This window comes from Streptomyces sp. SAI-135 (genome assembly GCF_029893805.1).
Lineage (GTDB): Bacteria > Actinomycetota > Actinomycetes > Streptomycetales > Streptomycetaceae > Streptomyces.
Genome location: NZ_JARXYP010000002.1, coordinates 599,105 through 620,589, shown reverse-complemented (window position 1 = coordinate 620,589; position 21,485 = coordinate 599,105). Strand labels below are relative to the sequence as shown.

Below are 21,485 nucleotides of genomic sequence, written 5' to 3'. Positions count from 1 at the left end.
ACCCCCACATGCGGGGCTTGCTGCGCGGACGGCGTACGACGGTCATCACTTTCAACGCCTTTCAGAGCCGGGCCGAGTCCGTGATGAACCGCGCCAGGCGGGCGATCCCCTCACGGATGTCGGCGTGGGTGAGATAGCTGATGGACAGTCGGAGGACGTGCTCCCCGCCGCCCTGCGGATAGAAGTAGGACATGGGCGTCCAGATGACGCCGAACTCCTCGGCCGAGCGGGCGAGCGCCGCGTTGTCGGCGGTGAACGGCACCGTGACGGTGAGGAAGAACCCGCCGCTGGGCCGGTTCCAGCGCACCCCCAGGGCGGTGCGCTCCGGCTCCGGCAGGAAGACCTCGAGCTGTTCGAGGGTGGCCTCCATGGCCGCGCCGTAGTGCGCGGCGGTGTCGGCGTTCAGCGCGGCGGCGCCCCCGCCCGCGGACAGCAGCATGCCGGCGACCGCGGCCTGGCTCAGCGGTGAGGTGTTGACCGTCACCATGCTCTTGATCCGGGTCAGTTCGTCGGCCAGCAGTCCGGTGCCGCCCGCGCGGTCGACCACGGTCTGGTCGGCGACCACGTAGCCGACGCGGGCGCCGGGGAACAGGGACTTCGCGAAGGAGCCGAGCTGGACGACCCGCCGCTTGCGGTCCAGCGCCTTGAGCGTGGGCAGTTGGGCTCCCGGACTGACCAACCGGTACGGGCTGTCCTCCAGGACGAGGATGTCCTCGCGGGCCGCCAGGTGCAGCAGCGCCTGCCGCTCGGCTGCGGACATGGTCGCGCCGGACGGGTTGGAGTGGTCGGGGATCACGTAGAAGGCGCGCGGGCGCCGGCCACGGGCCCGTTGGGCGGCGACGGCGGCCTCCAGGTCGGCGCACCGGAACCCGTCGGGCCCCTCCTCGACCGCGACCGTCTCGATGTCGAGCAGCCGGGCTGCGCCCGTGATGCCCACGTAGCAGGGGCTGGAGACCAGCAGCACGTCCTCGGGCCCGGCGATCAGTGCGCGCAGCGTGAGCAGCATCGCCTCCTGAGCGCCGACCGTGACGACGATCGCCTCGGGCGCCACCTCGATCTGCTCGTCCAACCGCAGTGAGTCGGCGACCAGTTCACGGATCTGGCCGCCGGTCGGCCCGTACTGGAAAAGAGCGTCCCGGATCCGCTCGGGAGAGTAGCCCGCCTTGTCCAGGTGCTGCATGTAGCGGCGGATGTGGCCGAAGATGTCCTCGGGATCGAAGAAGCCGTCGTACGGGCGCCCGGGGGCGAAGGACACGGCGTCCGGGTAGCGGTGGGTGATCTCGTTGAGGAAGTTCATGGTGTCCAGCACCGGGTCGCTGACGCTGGCGTGGAGGTCCTCACGAGCCAGCGCGCCGGACGCGACCGGCGGATCCGTCGGGGACACCGAGGACCCCGTGGAGGTCAGGGGAGGCAGCTCCCGCACCTCGGCGCCGGCCACCAGCTCCGGCCCCGCGTCCGCCGCCGACGACACACCCGCCAGCGCCATCGCGTCCCTCAACTCCTCGGTCACGATGCCCAGTACGTCCGCGACACCGTCCCGCCCGTCCACCGCGAGACCGTGCAGCACGGGCCGCCCCAGCAGCACCGCGTCCGCGCCCAGGGCGAGCGCCGCAAGGACGTCGACCCCGCGCCGGACCCCGCCGTCGAGGAGCACCGGAACGCGTCCGGCGACCGCCGCGGCGATCTCCGGCAGCGCCTCCAACGCCGCGGACACGCCGTCCAGTTGGCGGCCCCCGTGGTTGGAGACCACGAGCCCGGCCGCACCCGAGGCCACCGCGCGCCGGGCGTCGTCGGCGGTGAGGACGCCCTTGATCAGCACCGGAAGGGCGCTGACCGTCCGCAGCCACGCCACGACGGTCCAGTCGAGCTCCGTGTCGAAGGCCTGGAGGGCGTGATCGGCGGGAGAGTCGAAGCCGGTGCCGGTGAGGTTGGCGGGTGTGATCTCCGGCGGCAGCCGGAAGCCGCCCCGCAGATCCCGCAGGCGCCGTCCCAGACGCGGGGCGTCCGCGGTCAGTACCAGGGCCTCCACACCGGCGCGTTCGGCCCGTTCGATCAGGGCCCGAATCGTGTCGCGGTCGCGGAAGCAGTACACCTGCAACCACAGCGGCGCGCCGGCCACGGCGGCGATGTCCTCGACGGTGCGGCCCGCGAAGGTGCTGACCACCAGCGGGAGGCCCGCCGCTCCGGCCGCCGCCGCGGTGGCGACCTCGCCGTCCGGGTGCACCAGGGTGTGGTAGCCCATCGGGGCGACGCCGATCGGCGCCGCCCACTCACGGCCGAGGACCCGGGTGGCGAGGTCGGGCCGGCCCACGCCGGTGAGCACGCGCGGCCGCAGCCGGACCCGGTCGAACGCCGCCGTGTTCGCGGCCAGCGTCCGCTCGTCCCCGGCGCCGCCGGCGACGAAGTCCCACACGCCCGGGGCCAGTCGGGTACGGGCCCGGGCCGCGTAGTCGGCCAGCGTGAGCGGCGCCGGCTCGCCGGCGTGGGAGCTCATTCGGTGGCCAGCCGGTCGCGCTCCACCGCTTCGTACAGCGCGCGGATGTTGGCGCTGCCGAAGCCACGGGAGCCCCGGCGCTGGATGAGCTCGTAGAACAGCGTGTTGCGTTCGTACGGGGAGCGGCTGAACAGTTGGAGCAGGTAGCCCCACTCGTCGCGGTCCGCCAGGACCTGTGCGGAGCGCAGCTCGTCGATCTCGTCCCGCATGCCGCCGAAGCGGGCGAGCAGGCCGTCGTAGTAGCTGTCCGGGACGCTCAGGAAGTCGACGCCCCCGGTGTGGAGGTCCTGTACGGCCGGGATGATCTCGTCGACCAGGAAGGCCAGATGCTGCACTCCGGGGCCGCCGTTGCGCTCCAGGAAGGCGTCGAGCTGGCCGGTGCCCTTGGACAGGTCCGGGGCGACGAGGGTGAACGTGATGCGGCCCGACGCGCTGCGCACCACGACCGAGTCCATCGCGTGTGCGCCGACGTCCACGTACTCGGAGGAGTAGCGGGAGAACCCGAACGCGTCCCGGTAGAAGTCCGCGTACTTCTCCAGCGAGCCGCCGTCGAGGCAGATCGCGACATGGTCGAGTGACTGGATGTGCTGGGTGCGCCCGGCCGGGGCGGCAGCCGAGTCCGGCACCGGGGCCCAACTGCGGCCCGGCGGCAGCGCGTTTGGCCAGGCGCCCGCGGGCACCAGGGTGTGCGTGACGCCGCCGAAGCCGGAGACGGCCGGGTCGCCCTGCGCGGAGGCGGAGAGCCGGGCGCCGGCCGCGACCGCGGCCCGTACCGTCTCGTCGACGTCCTCGCAGGTGAACGCGATGTCGGCGATACCGTCGCCGTGCGCGTCCAGGAACCCCCAGGTCGCCGGTCCCGTCGTGACCACCAGGTGCACGGACCCCTGGCGCAGCAGCGCGGAGCTGCTGTCGACGGCCACCGTGTCGGCGGTCCGCACGAAGCCCATCGAGGTGACGAAGTAGTCGACGACCGCCTTCTTGGTGCTGGTGTACAGCTCGATGTACGCGATGTCTGTCCCGGCCACTGTCACCAACGCCATTCCTGCTGACCGTACAGATGCCCCGACTTGATGCCGCGGTCCGCGCACCAGGTCATGAACTCGTCGATCTGCTTGATCTGGTAGGTGTCCTCGTCGTAGGAGGTGGCCATGACGTGGCCGAGCCAGGGCTCCTCGCCCATCGCGTACACATAGGCCTCGCCGGCGCCCAGCTCCGTCATGATCGCCGCCGCCTGCTCGGCGTTGGAGCCGGACAGCTTGCGGGAGTTGCTCATCTTCTTGGTCACCGGCTTGGTGAGCAACGCCTGGTACAGCCAGGTCAGCGGGGCACCGTCGCACTCCATGCCGAGGAAGGCGTAGTCGGCCGTGCCCAGGTGCTGGCGCACATAGCGGTACAGCGTCGGGTCGATGCCCGAGGAGTCGGCGCCGACATACGCGGAGCGGTCCGCGAGGTCCACCCAGTACGTCGACTTGCTGCGGATGTCGAGGTCGCAGTGTTCGCCGAGGAACGGCGTGGCGACCACCTTGCCGCCGGGGAAGGGGAACTCGTCGTAGTCGTCCGCCTCGACCACCGGGAAGCCCAGGTGCTTGAGGTACAGGCCGATCGAGGGGTCCTCCAGGTTGCCCCGCGAGGAGCGGGGGACCACGATCTGGCCGACCCGGCCGCGCAGTTGGAGCAGTGTCTCCAGAACGATGTGGTCCTGGTGGCCGTGGGTGATCAGCACCAGGTCGATGAAGTCCGGCAGGTCGTCGAGGGTGTAGCGGTCCTCCGCGTCCCCGTCGGCGCTGATGAACGGGTCGGTGAGCACGGCGCCCTGAGGGGTCTGGAGCAGCAGACAGGCGTGGCCGAAGTAGCGGATCCGGCCGCCGCCCTCGATGTGCCTGTCGGGTGACAGGCTGGGCTCCGGGGCGAGCAGACCGGAGAGCTGGGCCGCCTGCGCGTCGTCGAGACCGAGCGCCTCCCGCAGGTGCGCGAGCGTCGTGGGGCGGACCCGGGTCTTGAACAGCTCCTCCAGACCGGCGTGCCGGAACGGGAGCTTGAGCTCCAGGACGTCCGGCGAGGGCAGCCGCGGGGTGCTGAGGATGAACGGCCGCTCCACACCCGGCTCCAGCGACAGCTGTACCGACTGCCGGTCCTCCATGTAGAACGGGCTCTGGTAGACGAGCGGTTCGATGAACCGCAGGGCCGCCTGGTTGTCGGTGTCGTAGGCCAGCTCCACCAGACCGCCGAGCTCCGCCGGCAGCTTCGGGTACAGCGGCGTCAGGTCGTAGCCGGTGGCGTTGGTGCGCAGCAGCTCCTGGCCCTCGGCGATCGCCGCGGCGAACCGCAGCATGCCGGCCCGGTCGCGCTTGATCTCGTCGAGGAGTTCTGCCACCTGAGGGCTGCGGTCCTCCGGGATGTTGACGAAGTATCCGCCGCGCAGCTCGGGATTGTTGCTCGCCGTGACATGCACTTGCGGCGACTGCAAATACGATTCGAGCATCGGCACGTGCAGAAAGGCCAGATTCATCGCGGCCTGCACAGGAGCCACTGTATGGAACCATCCGTAAAAACGGTCCACCAGTGGCTCGACTATTGCTTTCGACCGCAGAAACAGCTGCTCATCGGGCATGCGCGCCCCTACCTCCCAAAGAAGGAACATAATTCCCGTTCTCCGTGCAGCACTATGACTCGCCTGCGGCCCGTGGAACAAGAAGCGCCGGGTGGTGTTCAACTGCGTATTGCCGCAGTTGAACACCACCCGGCGTGAAATAGGAAGGTGCAAGGGATTTGAATCCGAACCGGAAGTGACTGCCCCGCGGTGCAGGTCAACGCCTGCGCCAGCCCCGGGCGCCGAGCGACTCCTCCAGCCCGATCGCGGTCCCCTGGGCGACGCTGAGGCGCACCAGACCGGTCGGCTGCACCGTGGAGTGCTCCAGATGTACGTCCTCGATGTTGACCCCGGCCCGGCCGACATCGGTGAACAGCCGTGCCAGTTCCCCCGGTTGGTCACCGATTCGAATCGTCACGGTCTCGTAGGGCGTCGCACGGACACCGTGCTTGCCTGAGATCCGTGCCCGGCCGGCCACGCCCCTGCGGAGCAACTCCTCGACGTCCCGGGCGCCTTGGTCGCGCTTGGCCTCGTCCGTCGCGGCCATCGCGCGCAGTGCGCCCACCGCGTCCTCCAGGCCCGCCGACAGACTCTCCAACAGGTCGGCCACGACGAGTGAGTTGGCGCTGAGTATGTCCACCCACAGGCGCGGGTCCGCGCCCGCGATCCGGGTCAGATCGCGCACCCCGGGACCGGCCAGCCGCACCTCGCGGTCCTCCGCCCGTGTCAGCAGGGCGGCGACCAGGCTGGCCACCACGTGCGGGACGTGCGAGACCAGCCCCACGGCCCGGTCGTGGGCCTCCGCCGCCATCACCACCGGCACCGCCCGGCAGGCGGACACCAGCTCCAGCACGGTGTTGAGGGTGTCCGTGCCGGTGTCCGCGGTGGGCGTCAACACCCAGGTGCAGCCCTCGAAGAGGTCGGCCCGGGCGGCCAGCGGTCCACCGCGCTCGCCGCCCGCCATCGGATGCCCGCCGAGATAGCGGGCGGTGTCGCAGTCGAGGGCGAGGGCGTCCTGGCGAGGTCCCGCCTTGACGCTGGCCACATCGGTGCAGTGCCGGGCCACGCCTTCGGCCTGGACGTCGCTGAGGACCTCGGCGACCAGGGCGGGCGGAACGGCGAGCACCGCGAGTTCCACCGGTTCCTCGGGCGGTACGACGGTGCCGGCGCCGAGGGAGGCGGCGGTTCGTGCGGCGCCGGAGTCCGTGTCCCGCAGATGCACGGTCGCGCCGTGCGCGCGCAGGGCGAGCGCGACGGAGGTTCCCATCAGGCCGGTGCCGATCACCAGGGCGGTCTTCATCGCGGCTGCGTCCGTTTCCGGGAGAGGGAGAGGGAGAGGGGGAGGAGAGAGGCGAGCGCGGGCGGGGGCCGCGAGAGCCGTACGGTTCGTCGGCCTCTGGGTGAATACGAGGAGGATCGAGACGGACGCGGGACGGATATACGCGCCCCGTCCGCATCGGTGTGTCCGTGGATTCCGAACAATCGGGAGTATCCGCCGGCGCCACCGGCGACCTGAACGGCGTGTGTGCGTCCGTCGGCTGAACAGATCATTCCGTGGTTCGGAATTATGTGTTCCGCGTTGCGGCCCGTAACAGAAGATGAACCGCGACGTCCGGTTCGCTGTGCTGGCGACTATGTTTGCCCGGGGCGCGTGCTCTGTCCAGATGGGCCGTCGGGGCCTTGCGCCGGCGGGTGGAATTAAGACGTCCGCTTATTGCGATGAGAATCCGGTAAGAAGGCTCAGGTGCGGATCTTGACACTCGATGGCCTGATCGGCGCGGGTGCCGCGTTCGCGTGTCTAGACCTTTCGTCAGCATCGGTCGAGAGGGTCGACAGTGCCGTGGCGACTGATGAAGATGGGGGTTGGTCTCTTGCACAGGGCCCGCAGTGTCATGAGTGCCGAGCGCGTGAAGGGGTGACGGGCGGAGTTCGAGGGAAGCCGTGGGCTCGTCGGACGACCGGCTTCCGCAGAACCTGAACACCGTTCCGTCAGAGCCAGCCGGAGTGCCCCGTTCGCGGCTCGATATCTCGGGCGGCAGGTCCAGTTGATTGTTCAGCGCCATACGGGACACAGCTGCACAGAAGAAGCCAACGGGGGATACATGGAACTAATGGTCGCCGGGCTGCCGGAACGAGTCGGTGAACCGCGAGCTGTCAATTCCGACGGGACGGAGAGAGTTGGGTCAGAGAGGCGATCGAATATCCGGAGCAAAGAGACGACGACGGTCCCCATAGCATCCCTGCGGCCGGGCGAGTCGCCGCGGATGGAAGGTCAGGACCGCGAGCACATAGCCAGACTCGCCGAGATCGAGACGCCGTTCCCTCCCATACTCGTCGATCGGCACACCATGCGGGTGATCGACGGGATGCACCGGCTGCTCGCGACCTTATGGCGCGGCCAGCAGGAAATCGAGGTCGAATTCTTCGACGGCCCCGAGGAGGACGCTTTCCTGCGAGCGGTCGAAGCCAATGTGACGCACGGCTTCCCCCTCTCCCAGGCCGACCGGCGAGCCGCCGCCACCAAGATCATGATCACCCATCCGCATCTGTCGGACCGGGCCATCGCGCGGTCAGCCGGACTCGGCGCGAAGACCGTCGCGGCCATCCGACGCCGTTCGGCCGACGCACTGCCCCAGCTGAACGCGAGGGTCGGCCGGGACGGCAAGGTCCGCCCGGTGAACAGCGTGGAAGGCCGGCTGCGGGCCGCGGAAGTGCTGGCCGACCGGCCGGAGGCATCGCTGCGGGAGGTGGCGCGGCTGGCGGGGATCTCCCCGGCGACCGCGAGCGACGTACGAAGGCGCCTCAGTTCCGGTCTCCCACCGGCTTCCATGCCGGTGGTACCGCCCCCGAGGGACGGTTCGGCGGACACCGTGGACACGGGCGAACCATTAGAGGAGCCGGGCACCTCGGCGGAGCAGCGGGCCACCCAGAGCCATCAGCCCCCACGGGTGCCGCCCGAGCCGGGCCCGGTGCTCGACAAACTGATGCGGGACCCCTCCTTGCGGCACAAGGAAGGCGGTCGGCATCTGCTCCGCCTGCTCCAGCAGAACGCCATCGGCCCGGCGGTGTGGTCAGAGCTGAGCACCGTGGTGCCCCCGCACTGCGGTGACCTGGTGGCCCGGCTCGCACGGCAGTACGCCGAGACATGGCAGGAGTTCGCGCAGGAACTCGAGGAGCGGGAACGCTCCTGACAGGAGTCCCGGCCCCCGGGCCAGCACGTGAAGCGGGCGCGATGAACGCGATACGGCGCCTGCCCCGGTCAAAGAGACCGGGGCAGGCGCCGTATCGCGTTGCACGGGGTGCGGTGACGCCCGGTGGATCCCCGCGCTTGTCACACCATCGGCCGGCGGATCCAGCGCAGGCTGAACGCCGCCAGCAGACCGGCCGCCGCCGTGTAACCGGCGAACTCCGTCCACTGGAAAGCCCAGTAGCGGTCGGCCGGCTGGTACGTCACCTCGAAGTGCAGGTCCTTCGCGGACAGACAGGCCACGTCCTTGGCCCGGTTCCCGGTCAGACAGCCCTTGACGTCGTCGGTCAGTACCGGCTTGTCCTCGGAGTCGAGCAGGTCGTGGGTGGAGTCCAGCACCCAGGCGCCAGCGATCACGTAGTCAAGGACCTGCACATGCTGCCCGCCCAGATGGAGACGCGCGGTTGCCGCCGCCTGAGCGGTCAGCGCCTGCGTCGTCCGCACCGGCTCCCGCAACTCCGGGCGGACCAGGAACGGAACCGCCAGCTGGACCGCCACCAGGACGGCCAGGGTGACGGCCATCGCCGCCAGCGTGTGCCGCACCAGGATCCCGAGGGTCGTGGCAAGGACGAAGGCGAACACCGAGTACGCCAGCGGGGTGACATTGCGCGAGCCGAACGACAGCGCACCGAAGCGGTCGCCCTCCACGGTGTCGTACGGACTCGCCGCCCAGGTCAGCAACAGGCTGAAGGCGCCGGAGAACACCACCGCGGCCAGCGCGGGCACAGCCAGTTTCACCGCCAGCCAGCGGGTGCGCGTCACGCTCTGGCTCCACACCAACCGGTGGGTGCCCGACTCCAGTTCACGGGTGACCAAAGGGGCGCCCCAGAAGATGCCGACCAGCGCGGGCACCGCGAGGAGCACCACGCTGACCAGGAACAGCAGGGTGTCGTACTGCTCCAGGAACGCGTCCCGGGCGGTGCCGCAGCTGTTCGCGGAACCGCAGCCGGCGATGTCCTGGTCGTAGCTGTCGCGCAGCCGCAGACCGAGGACGACCAGCAGGCCCGCGAGGACGGCGAGCGCGGCCGCCGCGGTCACGGCCTGGGCGCGGAACTGGCGCCAGGTGAGCCAGGTCATGGGCGGGCCTCCCGGCTCTGCTGCGAGACGGCCGCGGAAGGGTTCGCGGCCCGCTCCAGGTACGCCAGGATCACGTCCTCCAGATCCGGATGCTCGGCCCGGATGCCGTACGGCACGGGGCCGGGGGAGTGGACGATCAGCGTGCTGCGGCCCCCGGTGTGCTCGGACTTGACGACCTCGGTCGTGTCCGGGAGTTCCGCCAGGTCCTCGCGGCTGCCGGTCAGCCGGTAGTGGTCGGCCACCAGATCGTCGGCCTCGCCGGTGAGCCGCACCCGGCCGTCGGCCAGCACCACCAAGTGGTCGCAGACCTTCTCCAGGTCACCCAGCAGATGCGAGGAAAGGACCACACCCACATCGAGATCGGTGACGAACTCCATCAGCGTGTCCAGGAACCCGCGGCGCGCCAGCGGGTCCAGCGAGGCCACCGGCTCGTCGCAGACCAGCAGTTCGGGCCGCTTGGCCGCAGCGACGGTCAGGGCGAGCTGCGCCCGCTGCCCGCCCGACAGGCGCCCGGCCTTCCGACCGGGGTCGAGTCCGGTCTGCCGGATACGGCCCTCCGCCAGGCCCTGGTCCCAGCGCGGGTTGAGCTTGGCACCCAGCCGCAGATGCTCCCCGACCGTCAAGTTGCCGTACACCGGCGTGTCCTGGGCCACGAACCCCACGCGCGCCAGTTGCTCAGCGCTGCTGCCGGGCCGCCGTCCGAGGACCGCGATGCTGCCCTCGGACGGCTCGATGAGCCCGCAGGTCAGCCCCAGCAGGGTCGACTTGCCCGCCCCGTTCGGGCCGACCAGGCCCACCACCCGGCCGGACGGTATCCGCAGCTCGACGTCCGAGAGCGCGGCGTGCCGGCCGTACCGTTTGCCGAGGCCGTCCGCCTCGATCGCCAACGTCATCTCCATTGCTCCTCATGTGGGGGGTCCCCGTCAGGACGGGTCCGGCATCGGTACTCCGAGCCGGCGCCCCGCGCCGTTCGTCGGCGCCTGCCGGGAGAACTGCGTGTGGTACAGCTGCGCGTACAGCCCGTCCGCCGCCAGCAACGAGTCATGGGTGCCGCGCTCCCGTACCCGTCCCGAGTCGATGACCAGGATCTGGTCGGCGTGCCGGATCGTGGACAGCCGGTGCGCGATCACCAGGGACGTGCGGCCGTGCAGCGCGTTCGCCAGCGCCTGCTGGATCGCCGCCTCCGACTCCGAGTCCAGATGTGCCGTGGCCTCGTCGAGCACCACGATTGGCGGCGACTTCAGCAGCACCCGCGCCAGCGCGATGCGCTGCTTCTCACCACCGGAGAGCCGGTAACCGCGGTCGCCGACCACGGTGTCGAGACCGTCCGGCAGCGCGTCGATGACGTCCCAGATACGCGCCGAGCGGCACGCCTCCTCCAGCTCGCCGTCCGAGGCGTCCGGAGTGGCGTACAGCAGATTGGTGCGGATCGTGTCGTGGAAGAGGTGCGCGTCCTGTGTCACCACACCGATCTGCTCACGCAACGACGCGAACGTCAGCTCGCGCACATCGTGCCCGCCGATCCGCACGGAACCCTCCAACGCGTCGTACAGCCGCGGCACCAGATGCGTGATCGTGCTCTTGCCCGCGCCCGACGGCCCGACCAGAGCGGTCAACTGCCCGGCGGGAGCACGGAAGTTGACGTCCCGGAGGATCCAGCTGTCGTCGACCTTCTCCGGCGCGCGGCGCTCCAGCGTCTCCAGCGACCTCAGCGAGACCTGCGAGGCCGCCGGATAGCGGAACGACACCCCGTCGAACTCGATGTCCGGGGCCGTCTCTGCGGACCTGGGCAGTGGCCGGGCGTCCGGACGCTCCTCCAGCAGGGGCTTGAGGTCCAGGACTTCGAAGACACGGTCGAAGCTCACGACCGCCGAGATGATGTTGCGCTGGATGCTGGTCATCTGGTTGATCGGCCCGTACAGCCGGAACAGCAGCGTCGTCAGCGCGACCAGGGTGCCGATCTGCAGTACCCCGTCGATGACCAGGCTGCCGCCCAGGCCGTACACCAGGGCCGTGGTGCAGGCGGTCAGGAGTGTGGTGGCGATGAAGAACATCCGGCCGTACACGTCCTGCGTGACCCGCAGATCGCGCACCTTCCCCGCCTTGGCGTCGAAGGAGTCGGCCTCCTGCTCCGGCCGGCCGTACAGCTTGGAAAGCATCGCGCCGGCCACGTTGAACCGCTCGTTCATGATCGAGCCCATCTGGGCGTCCTGCTCCATCGCGGCCCGCACCAGCCGCTGCACCCGCTTGCCGAAGATCTTCGCCGGCAGGAAGAAGATCGGGATCATCAGCAGTGCGACCGCCGATATCTGCCAGGACAGGTAGAACATCGCCGACACCACCAGAGCCATCGTCAGCACGATGGACACGGACTGGGACAGCACCGAGGAGACGACCTGCTGCGCCCCGATGATGTCGGTGTTCAGCCTGCTCACCAGGGAACCGGTCTGGGTCCTGGTGAAGAACGCGACCGGCTGCTTCTGCACATGCCGGAACACCTGGGTACGCAGCGTGTAGACGAGGCCGTGGCCGATACGTCCGGAGAACAGCGCCTGGCAGTAGATCGCCCCGGCATCCAGGATCGCCAGACCCACCAGTGTCAGCGACAGGCCGACCACCAGCGAGAGACGGTCGTGCACGATGCCCTCGTCGATGATCACCTTCAGCAGTACCGGACTCGACGCCGTGATCAGCGCGTCCGCCGCCGTCGCCAGCAGCATCGCGGTCAGGGCGCCACGGTGACGCAGCGCGTACGGCACGATCCTGCGCACGGTGCCGGGCTTGATCTGCTGACGGGTGATCGACTCGTCGTTGAACCTCATACGCCGGGGACCGAGGGGTTCCGGGCCGCCCATCATCGCCATGGGGACTTCCTTCCGATCGGGGCCCGGCTGCGGTCAACCGAGCGAACTGTGCTTGTCGAGGAACTCGATGACCGCCTGGTTGAAGGGCTCCGGGCGCTCCAGGTAGCCGAGATGGCCGCAGTCCTCCAGCTCCACGAGGTCGCAGTCGGGGATCGCCTCGGCGACCTCCGCGCCCAGATGGGGCGGGCTGATGCGGTCATCGGTGAACGTGATCACCCGGCAGGGCGCCGTGACCCGCGCCAACTCCGTACGCCGGTCCTGACCGGTGTCGATCCAGCCCTGGCCGCCGCCGGCAGTGCCGTCGCCGGAGTACTCGAACAGGTCGAGCCACTCCGCCACGGCGCCGTCGTCGTCGACGGTCACGGGCGACAACATGTCGAAGACCGTCTTCGCCGCCCGGTACGCGCGCGGCAGTTCGATGCCGCTCTCGCGCAACGCCCGGTTCGCCGCGTCCTGCGCCCGACGCGCCCGATCGGACCGGGACTTGGTCGCCGCCAGCACCGCGGAGCGCACCAACTGAGGTTGCTCTATCGCGAGTTCCTGCGCGATGAGCGCGCCCAGGGAGACTCCGACGACATGGCACGGTGCCAGGTCCAGGGCCTCGATCAGGCCGGCGGTGTCCGCCACCATGTCGTCGAGCGAGTATTTCCCCGGAGGAATCGCGGAAGGCGCTATACCCCTGTTGTCAAATGCGCAGGTACGGTATCCGGCGGCGTTGAGCGCCGGCGTCTGGTACATCTCCCAGACCCGCGCCGAGGCACCCGAACCCATGATGAGCAAGACATTCGCACCGGATCCGGAAACCTCGTAGGCGAGCTGGATGCCGTTGCTCCGTACGTAAGGCAAGATGGCCTCCGTGTCCGCGCGTTGTGGAGTTGGCTTCACCAGGACACCGCGCACACTATGCCAGCCACTGATGGAACGCGGAGAGGCAGTGTTCAACCGCTGCCGAGCAGCAGTTGAACGCCCCGGTGAGGGGCTGTTGGACACTGCATAGGGCGCTTGTCATCCTGGTTCCGGCGGGCGAGAGTTGCGAATTGCGTCACCCGGTCAATTCGGCCAGGGAGATGTCCCCGCCCGTCATAGGGACCGAGAATCCGCTGGTCGCCACGGTCCGAGAGGAAGGCTTGCCATGAACCCGTTCGAAGATCCCGACGCGAGCTATCTGGTCCTGGTCAACGAGGAAGGACAGCACTCGCTCTGGCCGGTCTTCGCCGACGTGCCCGAGGGATGGACCAAGGTGTTCGGCGAAGCCGGACGTCAGGAATGCCTCGACTATGTCGAGAAGAACTGGACCGATCTGCGTCCGAAGAGCCTTATCGAGGCCATGGAGAAGAATCGCGTGTAACGCTCCGCGGGTGTAGCGGTGGCGGACCGCGCGAGAGGCGGACGGCTTGCCGAGTCGTCCGCCGACCCTCGTTCGCGCGAACGGAAACGCGTAGAAGCACGCAGAAAATCGCAGTAGGTCATGACAGCTCGCAACAGTTCGCAACGGATTTCCGGCATCTGGAGATGGGAATGGCTGTGCCTCGAATCGGGATGACAGACTTGACGGCCGGCCAGTCGGGAAACACGAGCGAATACGTCGAGATGCGCGGCGGTCTCGATCTGGATCTGTTGCGGCAGGCGATCCGCACCGCACGGGCGGCAGCGCCCGCCGAAGACGGCGCCGTCGACGTCCCGTTGGTGGATCTGCGCACGGCAGCGGACCCGCGGGAGGCCGCGAAGCTCCACATGCGCGAGGACGCCCGCACCCCGGGCGCCGCCCAGGCCCTCTACCTCCTCGGCCCCGACCATGTGCTCTGGTACGGAGCGCAGTCCCGCGACCGGGTGGCCGCCCACTACGCCGCCCTCGTCGCCGGCACGGCCGGCACGCCGGCCCCTGAGCCGTGGCAGAGCCAGGCAGCAGCCGACGACTGCACGGCCCCCACGACCGACGTGGCCCCCACAGCCTGCACGCCGGAGTACCTCGACTCCGCGGCGTACGAGGACGACCGGCGCTACTGGGCCGACACCCTCGCCGACCTGCCCGAACCCTCCGGTGACTTCGGGCGCCTGCACGCGACGGCGGACACCGACGCGATCGCCGTCGCGGCCACCGCGCTGACCCTGCGCCTGCTCACCGGCGGCGACGACGTGGTCATCGGCATCCGCGTACCCACCGAGCCCGAGACCGAGTCCGCCCACGCCCGGCCGGCGGTCAACCTACTGCCCGTACGCGTGCGCCTCGCACCACAGATGAGCGTGCAGGACCTCCTGCGGGCGAGCGCGGACGCGCTGAACTCCGCGTGGGAACACCGGCGTTTCCCCTACGCCCACATGCTTCGCGAACTCGGCCTCGAGACCGGCTCCCCCCTCTGCGGCCTCGAGGCCGACCTCCTTCCCCTGCGCCCCGCCCCCCGCTTCGGCGACTGCGCCGTCTCCGTCCACCGCCTCTCCGCCACGGAGCGCGACGAGGAGACCGAGCTGCGGTACCGACGGGCGCTGGAGTGGCTGAGCGGTGCGGGCGCGGAGGAACCCGTTGTCCGTGCCGATGTGCTGCTCGCGTCGGAGTGGGACCGGTTGGCGGGCTGGGGTGGGCTGGGCCCGGATTCGGACTGGGCCCCGGAGGCCTCGGAGCCGGCGACGGGGCTGGGCTTGTTCGAGCAGTGCGTGGCGCGGGGCGCCGGCTCGATGGCGGTGCTCGGCGCGGGAGTCGAGGCCACCTACGCGGAGCTGGACGCACGGGCCGGTCAGGTGGCGCGCTGGCTGAAGGGTGTGGGGGTGAGCGTCGGCTCGCCGGTCGGGGTCGTGCTGGGCCGTGGGCTCGACGTCGTCACCGTCCTGCTGGGGGTGTGGAAGGCCGGGGCGGTGTTCGTGCCGGTCGATCCGCGAGTGCCGCGAGAGCGGATGCGCTTCGTGTTCAAGGACTCCGGTACGGAGTGTGTGGTGACGTCCCGTGAGTGCGCCGGGGCGGTGCCCGGCGACCTGGGCGTACCGGTGCTGGTCATCGATGAGCCGGTGGTGGTCCGGGAGGTGGCCGAGCTGCCCGGCGGACCGGTGTCGGATGCCGAGCGCGGCGGCGCGGTGTCGGCGTTGAGCGCGGCCTATGTGACGTACACGTCGGGGTCGACCGGCCGTCCGAAGGGTGTCGTGCTGACGCACGGTGGCCTGGCGCGGCTGGTGGCCACGCAGCGTGAGCGGTTCGGTGTGGGTGCGGATGCGCGGGTGCTGCAGTTCGCGTCGATCGGCTTCGACGGGGCGATGGCCGAGTGGGTCATGGCCCTGTGCTCGGGCGGGACGTTGGTGGTGGCTCCGGCCGAGGAGATGGTGCCGGGGTCCGGCCTGGAGCAACTGCTGGACCAGTGGCAGGTGACCCACACGACGGTGCCGCCGGCGGTGCTCGCGGTGCTGGACCCGGAACGCGACGCGCGCTCGGTGCGGACGCTGGTCTCGGCCGGTGAGGCGATGGACGCGCGGCTGGTGCGCCGGTGGGGTGCCGGGCGGCGGTTCTTCAACGGGTACGGCCCGACGGAGACCACGGTCGCGGCCACGATCTCACCGGCACTGACACCCGGGGACGAGCCGGTCATCGGCACGCCGATCGTCGCTACGGGCGCGTTGGTGCTGGACGACTGGCTGCGGCCGGTGCCGGTCGGGGTGGCCGGGGAGCTTTATGTGACCGGTGCCGGGCTGGCGCGCGGCTATGTCCGCAGCGGTCCGCTGAGCGCGGAGCGGTTCGTGGCGTGCCCGTTCGTCGCGGGTGAGCGGATGTACCGCACCGGGGACCGGGTGCGGTGGAACGCGGACGGGCAGCTGGTGTTCGCCGGGCGCGCCGACGATCAGGTCAAGATCCGTGGATTTCGCATCGAGCCCGGTGAGGTGCGGGCCGTGCTGGCCGGTCATCCGGGTGTGGGCCAGGTCGCGGTGGTGGTGCGCGAGGACGAGCCCGGCCAGAAGCGGCTGGTCGCGTACGTCGTCGCCGAGCCCATGGAGAGTGCGGCGGGTGGCGTCGATGTGGCGGAGCTGCGGGAGTACGCGGCTGCCCGCCTGCCGTACTACATGGTGCCCTCAGCCGTCGTACCCCTCGACACCCTCCCCCTGACCGTCAACGGAAAACTCGACCACCAGGCCCTGCCCTCGCCCGAGCAGAGCCGTCGGAAAAGGCCCGTCCGCCGGCCCGCCGATGCCCGCGAGGCGCTGCTCTGCCAGGCGTTCGCCCAGGTGCTCGGTGTGGAATCGGTCGGTGTCGACGACGACTTCTTCGCGCTGGGCGGTCATTCGCTGCTGGTGGTCCGGCTCATATCGCGGGTCCGGGTCCTCCTCGGCGCCGAGGTGCAGGTACGGGCTCTGTTCGAAGCGCCGACCCCCGCACTGCTGGCGCGGCACCTCGACGAGCAGGGGGCCGGACGGACGCGACTTGCCCTGACCACAGGGCAGCGCCCGTCGCGCGTGCCGCTGTCGTTCGCTCAGCAACGGCTCTGGTTCCTAGGCCAGTTGGAGGGCGTCAATCCCACGTACAACCTGCCCGTCGCCCTGCGCCTGACCGGCGATCTGGATCGGGCCGCGCTCGCCACCGCCCTGCGGGACGTCATCGGCCGGCACGAGAGCCTGCGCACGGTCTTCCCCAGCGTCGACGGAGAGCCGTACCAGGAGGTCGTGAACCTCGGGGACCTGGACTGGGACCTGGAGGTCGTGGACCTGCGGGCGGCGCCGGACGGGCCGGGCCTGGTCGAGACCGTACGGGAGAAGGCGGCGTACGCCTTCGACCTCTCCCGCGAAGTCCCCTTCCGCGCCTGGCTGCTGGAGACCGGACCCGCATCCGCGGACCTGGCCGACGAGCTTCCCGCGGACCTGATCGAGACGAGCCTCGGCGAACTGCGCCTCAGCGGTGACGCCCACGCCGCGGACGCCGACGGAGCTGGAGGTGGTGACGAGGACCAGGCGGTTCTGGTCTTCGTCGTGCACCACATCGCCAGCGACGGCTGGTCCATGCGCCCGCTGGCCCGCGACCTGTCCTTCGCCTACGCGGAACGCCGCGCGGGGAGGGAGCCGCAGTGGTCACCGTTGCCGGTGCAGTACGCGGACTACGCGTTGTGGCAGCGGGAGCTGCTCGGCACGGAGGACGACCAGGACAGCCTCCTCGCCCGGCAGGTCGGCTACTGGCGCGAGGCGTTGGACGGTGTTCCCGAGGAGCTGGAGCTGCCGTTCGACCGGGCCCGGTCCGCCGTGTCCGACCACCGCGCCCACGTCGTGCCGCTGGCGGTACCGGCCGAAGTGCACGCCCGTCTCGTGGAGTTGGCCCGTGCCGAGGGCGTGACCGTGTTCATGGTGCTCCAGGCCGCGCTAGCGGTGCTGCTGTCGCGGCTGGGTGCGGGCACGGACATCCCGATCGGGTCGGCCGTGGCCGGACGTACGGACGAAGGCCTGGACGACCTCGTCGGCTACTTCCTCAACACCCTCGTCATCCGGACCGATCTGAGCGGTGACCCGACCTTCCGCGACCTGCTCACCCGGGTGCGGGAACGCAGCGTCGAGGCGCTGGCCCACCAGGACGTGCCGTTCGAGCGGCTGGTCGAGGAACTCGCCCCGAGCCGGTCCATGGGCCGACACCCGCTCTTCCAGGTCATGCTCACCCTCCAGAACGTGGAGCGCGCCGCCCTCGATCTGCCCGGAGTACGGGCCGGCGGCGCGGTACCCGCCGACGCGCTGGTGCTCGCCGCCAGGTTCGACCTCGAAATGGCCCTCTCCGAGACCTACGACGCCACCGGCGCCCCTGCGGGGCTGCGCGGCGGACTGACCACGGCGGCCGACCTCTTCGACCCGGCCACGGCAGCCGCGATCGCCGAGCGCTGGAGCCACGTGCTCGACCAGCTCATCACCCGCCCCGACCTCGCACTTCATGCCGCCGACGTGTTGGTGGCGGGGGAGCGGGAGCGGTTGGCGGCTTGGGGCGGGACGGATTCGGACGCCGAACCCGATCTGCGTGAGGTGCTGGAGTCGTCCGGGCTGACGTTGTTCGAGGAGCACGTGAGGCGGGACGCGGACGCTCCGGCCGTGGTGGGCGCGGGAGTCGAGGTCTCGTACGACGAGCTGGACCAGCGGGCCAACCGGGTGGCGCGGTGGCTGCGCGGCGCCGGAGTGGGCGTGGGCACTCCCGTGGGCGTGGTCCTGGAGCGCGGCGTCGACGTCGCCACCGTGCTGCTGGGGGTGTGGAAGGCCGGGGCGGTGTTCGTGCCGGTCGATCCGCGAGTGCCGGGCGAGCGCATGGGGTTCGTGTTCGCGGACTGCGGTGCCGCGTGCGTGGTGACGTCCCAGGAGTGCGTCGCGGCGGTGCCCGCGGACCTGGATGTGCCGGTCCTCGTCATGAACGAACCCGCCGTGGCCGCTGAGTTGGCCGCGCTGGACGACGGGCCGGTGCCGGATACCGCGCGCGCCGGGTCCCCGACGGCGTTGAGCGCTGCGTACATGACGTACACGTCGGGGTCGACGGGGCGGCCGAAGGGTGTCGTGCTCACCCACGGTGGCGTGGCGCGGCTGGTCGCCACGCAGCGTGAGCGGTTCGGTGTGGGTGCGGATGCGCGGGTGTTGCAGTTCGCGTCGATCGGCTTCGACGGCGCGGTGTGGGAATGGGTGATGGCGCTCTGCTCAGGCGGGACGTTGGTGGTGGCTCCGGCCGAGGAGATGGTGCCCGGGGCAGGCCTGGAGCAGGTGCTGGACCGGTGGCAGGTGACCCACGCGACGGTGCCGCCGGCGGTGCTCGCGGTACTGGATCCGGAACGCGACGCGCGCTCGGTGCGGACGTTGATCTCCGCGGGTGAGGCACTGGACGCGCGGCTGGTGCGCCGGTGGGGTGCCGGGCGGCGGTTCTTCAACGGGTACGGCCCGACGGAGACCACGGTCGCGGCCACGATGTCGCCCGCGTTGTCTCCCGGAGTCGAGCCGGTCATCGGCACGCCGATCGTCGCTACCGGCGCGTTGGTGCTGGACGACTGGCTGCGGCCGGTGCCGGTCGGGGTGGCCGGGGAGCTTTATGTGACCGGTGCCGGGCTGGCGCGCGGCTATGTCCGCAGCGGTCCGCTGAGCGCGGAGCGGTTCGTGGCGTGCCCGTTCGTCGCGGGTGAGCGGATGTACCGCACCGGGGACCGGGTGCGGTGGAACGCGGACGGGCAGCTGGTGTTCGCCGGGCGCGCCGACGATCAGGTCAAGATCCGTGGATTTCGCATCGAACCCGGTGAGGTGCGGGCCGTGCTGGCCGGTCATCCGGGTGTGGGCCAGGTCGCGGTGGTGGTGCGCGAGGACGAGCCCGGCCAGAAGCGGCTGGTCGCGTACGTCGTCGCCGAGGACGCCGGGAGTGGTGTGGGTGGCGTCGATGTGGCGGAGCTGCGGGAGTACGCGGCTGCCCGCCTGCCGTACTACATGGTGCCCTCAGCCGTCGTACCCCTGGACACCCTCCCCCTGACCGTCAACGGGAAGCTCGACCACAACGCCCTGCCCGTTCCCGCACACACCGCCGACGCGCAGACCCGCACCCCGGTGAACGAGCGCGAGCAGGCCACGTGCGCCGTGTTCGCCGAGGTGCTGGACGTGGCTTCGGTCGGTGTCGACGACGACTTCTTCGCCCTCGGCGGTCATTCGCTGCTGGCGGTCCGCCTGGTGGAGCGGCTGAGGGCGCACGGGTACGTGGCCTCGGTGCGGGCTCTGTTCGAGGCGCCGACCCCCGCCGGCCTGGCCGCGGTTGCCGAGATCGCCGGCCCCGCATCGGATGCGACGGTGGTGACCACCGGTGGAATTCCGGTCGGCGCCACGCGGATCACTCCGGACATGGTGCCCCTGGCGGGACTGTCGGAGGCGGAGATCGAGCGGGCGGTGTCCTCAGTAGCCGGAGGCGCGCTCAACGTGGCGGACATCTATCCGCTGGCCCCCCTCCAGGAAGGGCTGCTGTTCCACCACCTGCTGGCCGAGGGCGGGGTGGACGCCTATGTGACGGTGGTGGTGCTGGAGTTCGACACCGCCACCCGTCTGGACGCCTTCGTCTCCGCGTTGCAGCAGGTGGTCGATCGGCACGACGTGTACCGCACGGGAGTGGTCTGGGACGGACTCGCCGAGCCGGTACAAGTGGTGTGGCGGCAGGCCCGGTTGCGGATCGAGCAGGTGGTGCTGGACGCCGGATCGGTCACCGACCCGGTGGAGGCGCTGATCGGTGCGGTGGGACGGTCGATCGACCTGGCCTCGGCACCGCTGATGGACGTGCACACCGCTCACACCGCCGATGGCCGGCACCTGGGTCTGCTGCGGATGCACCACCTGATCCAGGACCACACCGGCATGGCGCTGCTCCTCCAGGAAGTACGCGCCTTCATGCACGGTGAGGGCGCGCTGCTGCCCGCTCCGGTACCGTTCCGGGACTTCGTCGCCCAAGCCCGCAACGACCTCTCCACGGCTGATCACGCCGGATTCTTCGCCGAGTTGCTGGGAGACGTGACCGAGCCGACCGCGCCGTTCGGCCTGCTCGACGTGCACGGTGACGGCGGCCAGGTCGACCGCGCCCAGAGGCTGGTGGACCAGGGCGTGGCGGCCCGGGTACGACGAGTGGCTCGTCGCCTTGGTGTCAGCCCGGCCACCGTGTGGCACGTGGCCTGGGCGCGAGTGCTGGCCGCGGTCTCGGGACGGGACGACGTCGTCTTCGGCACCGTGCTGCTGGGCCGCATGAGCGCGGGCGCCGGTGCCGATCGCGCGTTCGGGCTGTTCATGAACACCCTGCCCGCCCGAGTCCGCACCGGGGGTGTCGGAGTCACGGCGGCGGTCACCGCGATGCGTGCGCAGCTGGCCGGCCTGGTGGCGCACGAACACGCCCCGCTGGCGGTCGCCCAGCAGGCCAGCGGTGTCTCCGGCGACGCGCCCCTGTTCACCTCACTCTTCAACTACCGCCACAACGACCGCGGCCTCTGGGTCGACGACGTCAACAACGAGCTCAACGAAGGCCTCGAAGGCATCTCCACCCGATACGTCGAGGAACGCGACAACTACCCGCTCAACGTCTCCGTCGACGACCTCGGCGACAACGGCTTCGAGCTGGCCGTCGACGCCGTGAGCCCCGTCGCCCCGCAGCTCGTCGCCGACCTGGTCCACACCGCGATGGACCACCTCTCGACCGCCCTGGAGACCGCCCTCGACGGGGGACCCGAGGCTGCCCTCAGCGCCATCGAGATCCTCGATGCGGAGATGCAACGA

The 21,485-nt window shown here is 70.4% G+C and carries 11 protein-coding genes (1 of these 11 cut by a window edge); 3 read left to right on the top strand and 8 right to left on the bottom strand.

The window, feature by feature from the left end; genetic code table 11:
* Nucleotides 1–61 precede the first annotated feature (61 nt).
* The 4 genes from M2163_RS07205 to M2163_RS07190 form a co-directional block, all read right to left on the bottom strand.
* Nucleotides 62–2,494 (bottom strand): aminotransferase class I/II-fold pyridoxal phosphate-dependent enzyme, encoded by a 2,433-nt coding sequence (locus M2163_RS07205; RefSeq protein ID WP_280893466.1) that lies wholly within the window; start codon nucleotides 2,492–2,494, stop codon nucleotides 62–64.
* Nucleotides 2,491–3,534: a 4-hydroxyphenylpyruvate dioxygenase gene (hppD, locus tag M2163_RS07200; protein WP_280853710.1), complete on the bottom strand. Its 1,044-nt coding sequence runs from the start codon at nucleotides 3,532–3,534 to the stop codon at nucleotides 2,491–2,493. Before hppD ends, M2163_RS07205 begins: the two co-directional genes overlap by 4 nt.
* Nucleotides 3,522–5,105 (bottom strand): MBL fold metallo-hydrolase, encoded by a 1,584-nt coding sequence (locus M2163_RS07195; protein ID WP_280853711.1) that lies wholly within the window; start codon nucleotides 5,103–5,105, stop codon nucleotides 3,522–3,524. The genes hppD and M2163_RS07195 overlap by 13 nt, the downstream gene beginning before the upstream one ends.
* Nucleotides 5,106–5,301: 196 nt before the next feature.
* Nucleotides 5,302–6,384 (bottom strand): prephenate dehydrogenase, encoded by a 1,083-nt coding sequence (locus M2163_RS07190; RefSeq protein WP_280893465.1) that lies wholly within the window; start codon nucleotides 6,382–6,384, stop codon nucleotides 5,302–5,304.
* Nucleotides 6,385–7,186: 802 nt separating this feature from the next.
* Between M2163_RS07190 and M2163_RS07185 the strand changes: the two genes are divergently transcribed.
* Entirely contained in the window at nucleotides 7,187–8,275 is a 1,089-nt protein-coding gene (locus M2163_RS07185; protein WP_348542158.1) for a ParB/RepB/Spo0J family partition protein, read from the top strand.
* Between the two features lie 140 nt (nucleotides 8,276–8,415).
* Here M2163_RS07185 and M2163_RS07180 read toward each other — a convergent pair whose 3' ends face one another.
* Genes M2163_RS07180 through M2163_RS07165 form a run of 4 tightly spaced genes read right to left on the bottom strand, consistent with a single transcriptional unit; the run spans nucleotide 8,416 to nucleotide 13,157 of the window.
* Nucleotides 8,416–9,408, bottom strand: coding sequence for a transporter (locus M2163_RS07180; RefSeq protein ID WP_280853714.1), 993 nt, complete (start codon nucleotides 9,406–9,408; stop codon nucleotides 8,416–8,418).
* Entirely contained in the window at nucleotides 9,405–10,301 is an 897-nt protein-coding gene (locus tag M2163_RS07175) for an ABC transporter ATP-binding protein (RefSeq protein ID WP_280893463.1), read from the bottom strand. The genes M2163_RS07180 and M2163_RS07175 overlap by 4 nt, the downstream gene beginning before the upstream one ends.
* A 30-nt stretch (nucleotides 10,302–10,331) precedes the next feature.
* On the bottom strand, nucleotides 10,332–12,272 hold the full coding sequence (locus M2163_RS07170; protein WP_348540966.1) for an ABC transporter ATP-binding protein: 1,941 nt from the start codon (nucleotides 12,270–12,272) through the stop codon (nucleotides 10,332–10,334).
* A gap of 33 nt (nucleotides 12,273–12,305) precedes the next feature.
* Nucleotides 12,306–13,157 carry an alpha/beta hydrolase gene (locus M2163_RS07165; protein WP_280853716.1) on the bottom strand — a complete coding sequence of 284 codons (852 nt, stop codon included), beginning with the start codon at nucleotides 13,155–13,157 and terminating at the stop codon, nucleotides 12,306–12,308.
* A 247-nt stretch (nucleotides 13,158–13,404) separates the two neighbouring features.
* On the opposite strand from M2163_RS07165, the gene M2163_RS07160 reads away from it, so the two are divergent.
* Together M2163_RS07160 and M2163_RS07155 are read left to right on the top strand one after the other, a co-directional pair.
* A complete protein-coding gene (locus M2163_RS07160) occupies nucleotides 13,405–13,620 on the top strand; it encodes an MbtH family protein (protein WP_004004252.1) in 216 nt (71 codons plus the stop codon).
* Nucleotides 13,621–13,811: 191 nt separating this feature from the next.
* Nucleotides 13,812–21,485, top strand: the beginning of a protein-coding gene (locus M2163_RS07155; RefSeq protein WP_280893462.1) for a non-ribosomal peptide synthetase. 9,249 nt of this gene lie beyond the right edge of the window; 7,674 of the gene's 16,923 nt are visible here — the first part of the coding sequence; it begins with the start codon at nucleotides 13,812–13,814; its stop codon lies beyond the right edge, outside the window.

Excerpts from the sequence above, each read along its gene's own strand:
- M2163_RS07205 (WP_280893466.1), bottom strand. The coding sequence starts at position 2,494 with ATGAGCTCCCACGCCGGCGAGCCGGCGCCGCTCACGCTGGCCGACTAC.
- M2163_RS07170 (WP_348540966.1), bottom strand. The coding sequence starts at position 12,272 with ATGGCGATGATGGGCGGCCCGGAACCCCTCGGTCCCCGGCGTATGAGG.
- M2163_RS07180 (WP_280853714.1), bottom strand. The coding sequence starts at position 9,408 with ATGACCTGGCTCACCTGGCGCCAGTTCCGCGCCCAGGCCGTGACCGCG.
- hppD (WP_280853710.1), bottom strand. The coding sequence starts at position 3,534 with ATGGCGTTGGTGACAGTGGCCGGGACAGACATCGCGTACATCGAGCTG.
- M2163_RS07160 (WP_004004252.1), top strand. The coding sequence starts at position 13,405 with ATGAACCCGTTCGAAGATCCCGACGCGAGCTATCTGGTCCTGGTCAAC.
- M2163_RS07185 (WP_348542158.1), top strand. The coding sequence starts at position 7,187 with ATGGAACTAATGGTCGCCGGGCTGCCGGAACGAGTCGGTGAACCGCGA.
- M2163_RS07175 (WP_280893463.1), bottom strand. The coding sequence starts at position 10,301 with ATGACGTTGGCGATCGAGGCGGACGGCCTCGGCAAACGGTACGGCCGG.
- M2163_RS07195 (WP_280853711.1), bottom strand. The coding sequence starts at position 5,105 with ATGCCCGATGAGCAGCTGTTTCTGCGGTCGAAAGCAATAGTCGAGCCA.
- M2163_RS07190 (WP_280893465.1), bottom strand. The coding sequence starts at position 6,384 with ATGAAGACCGCCCTGGTGATCGGCACCGGCCTGATGGGAACCTCCGTC.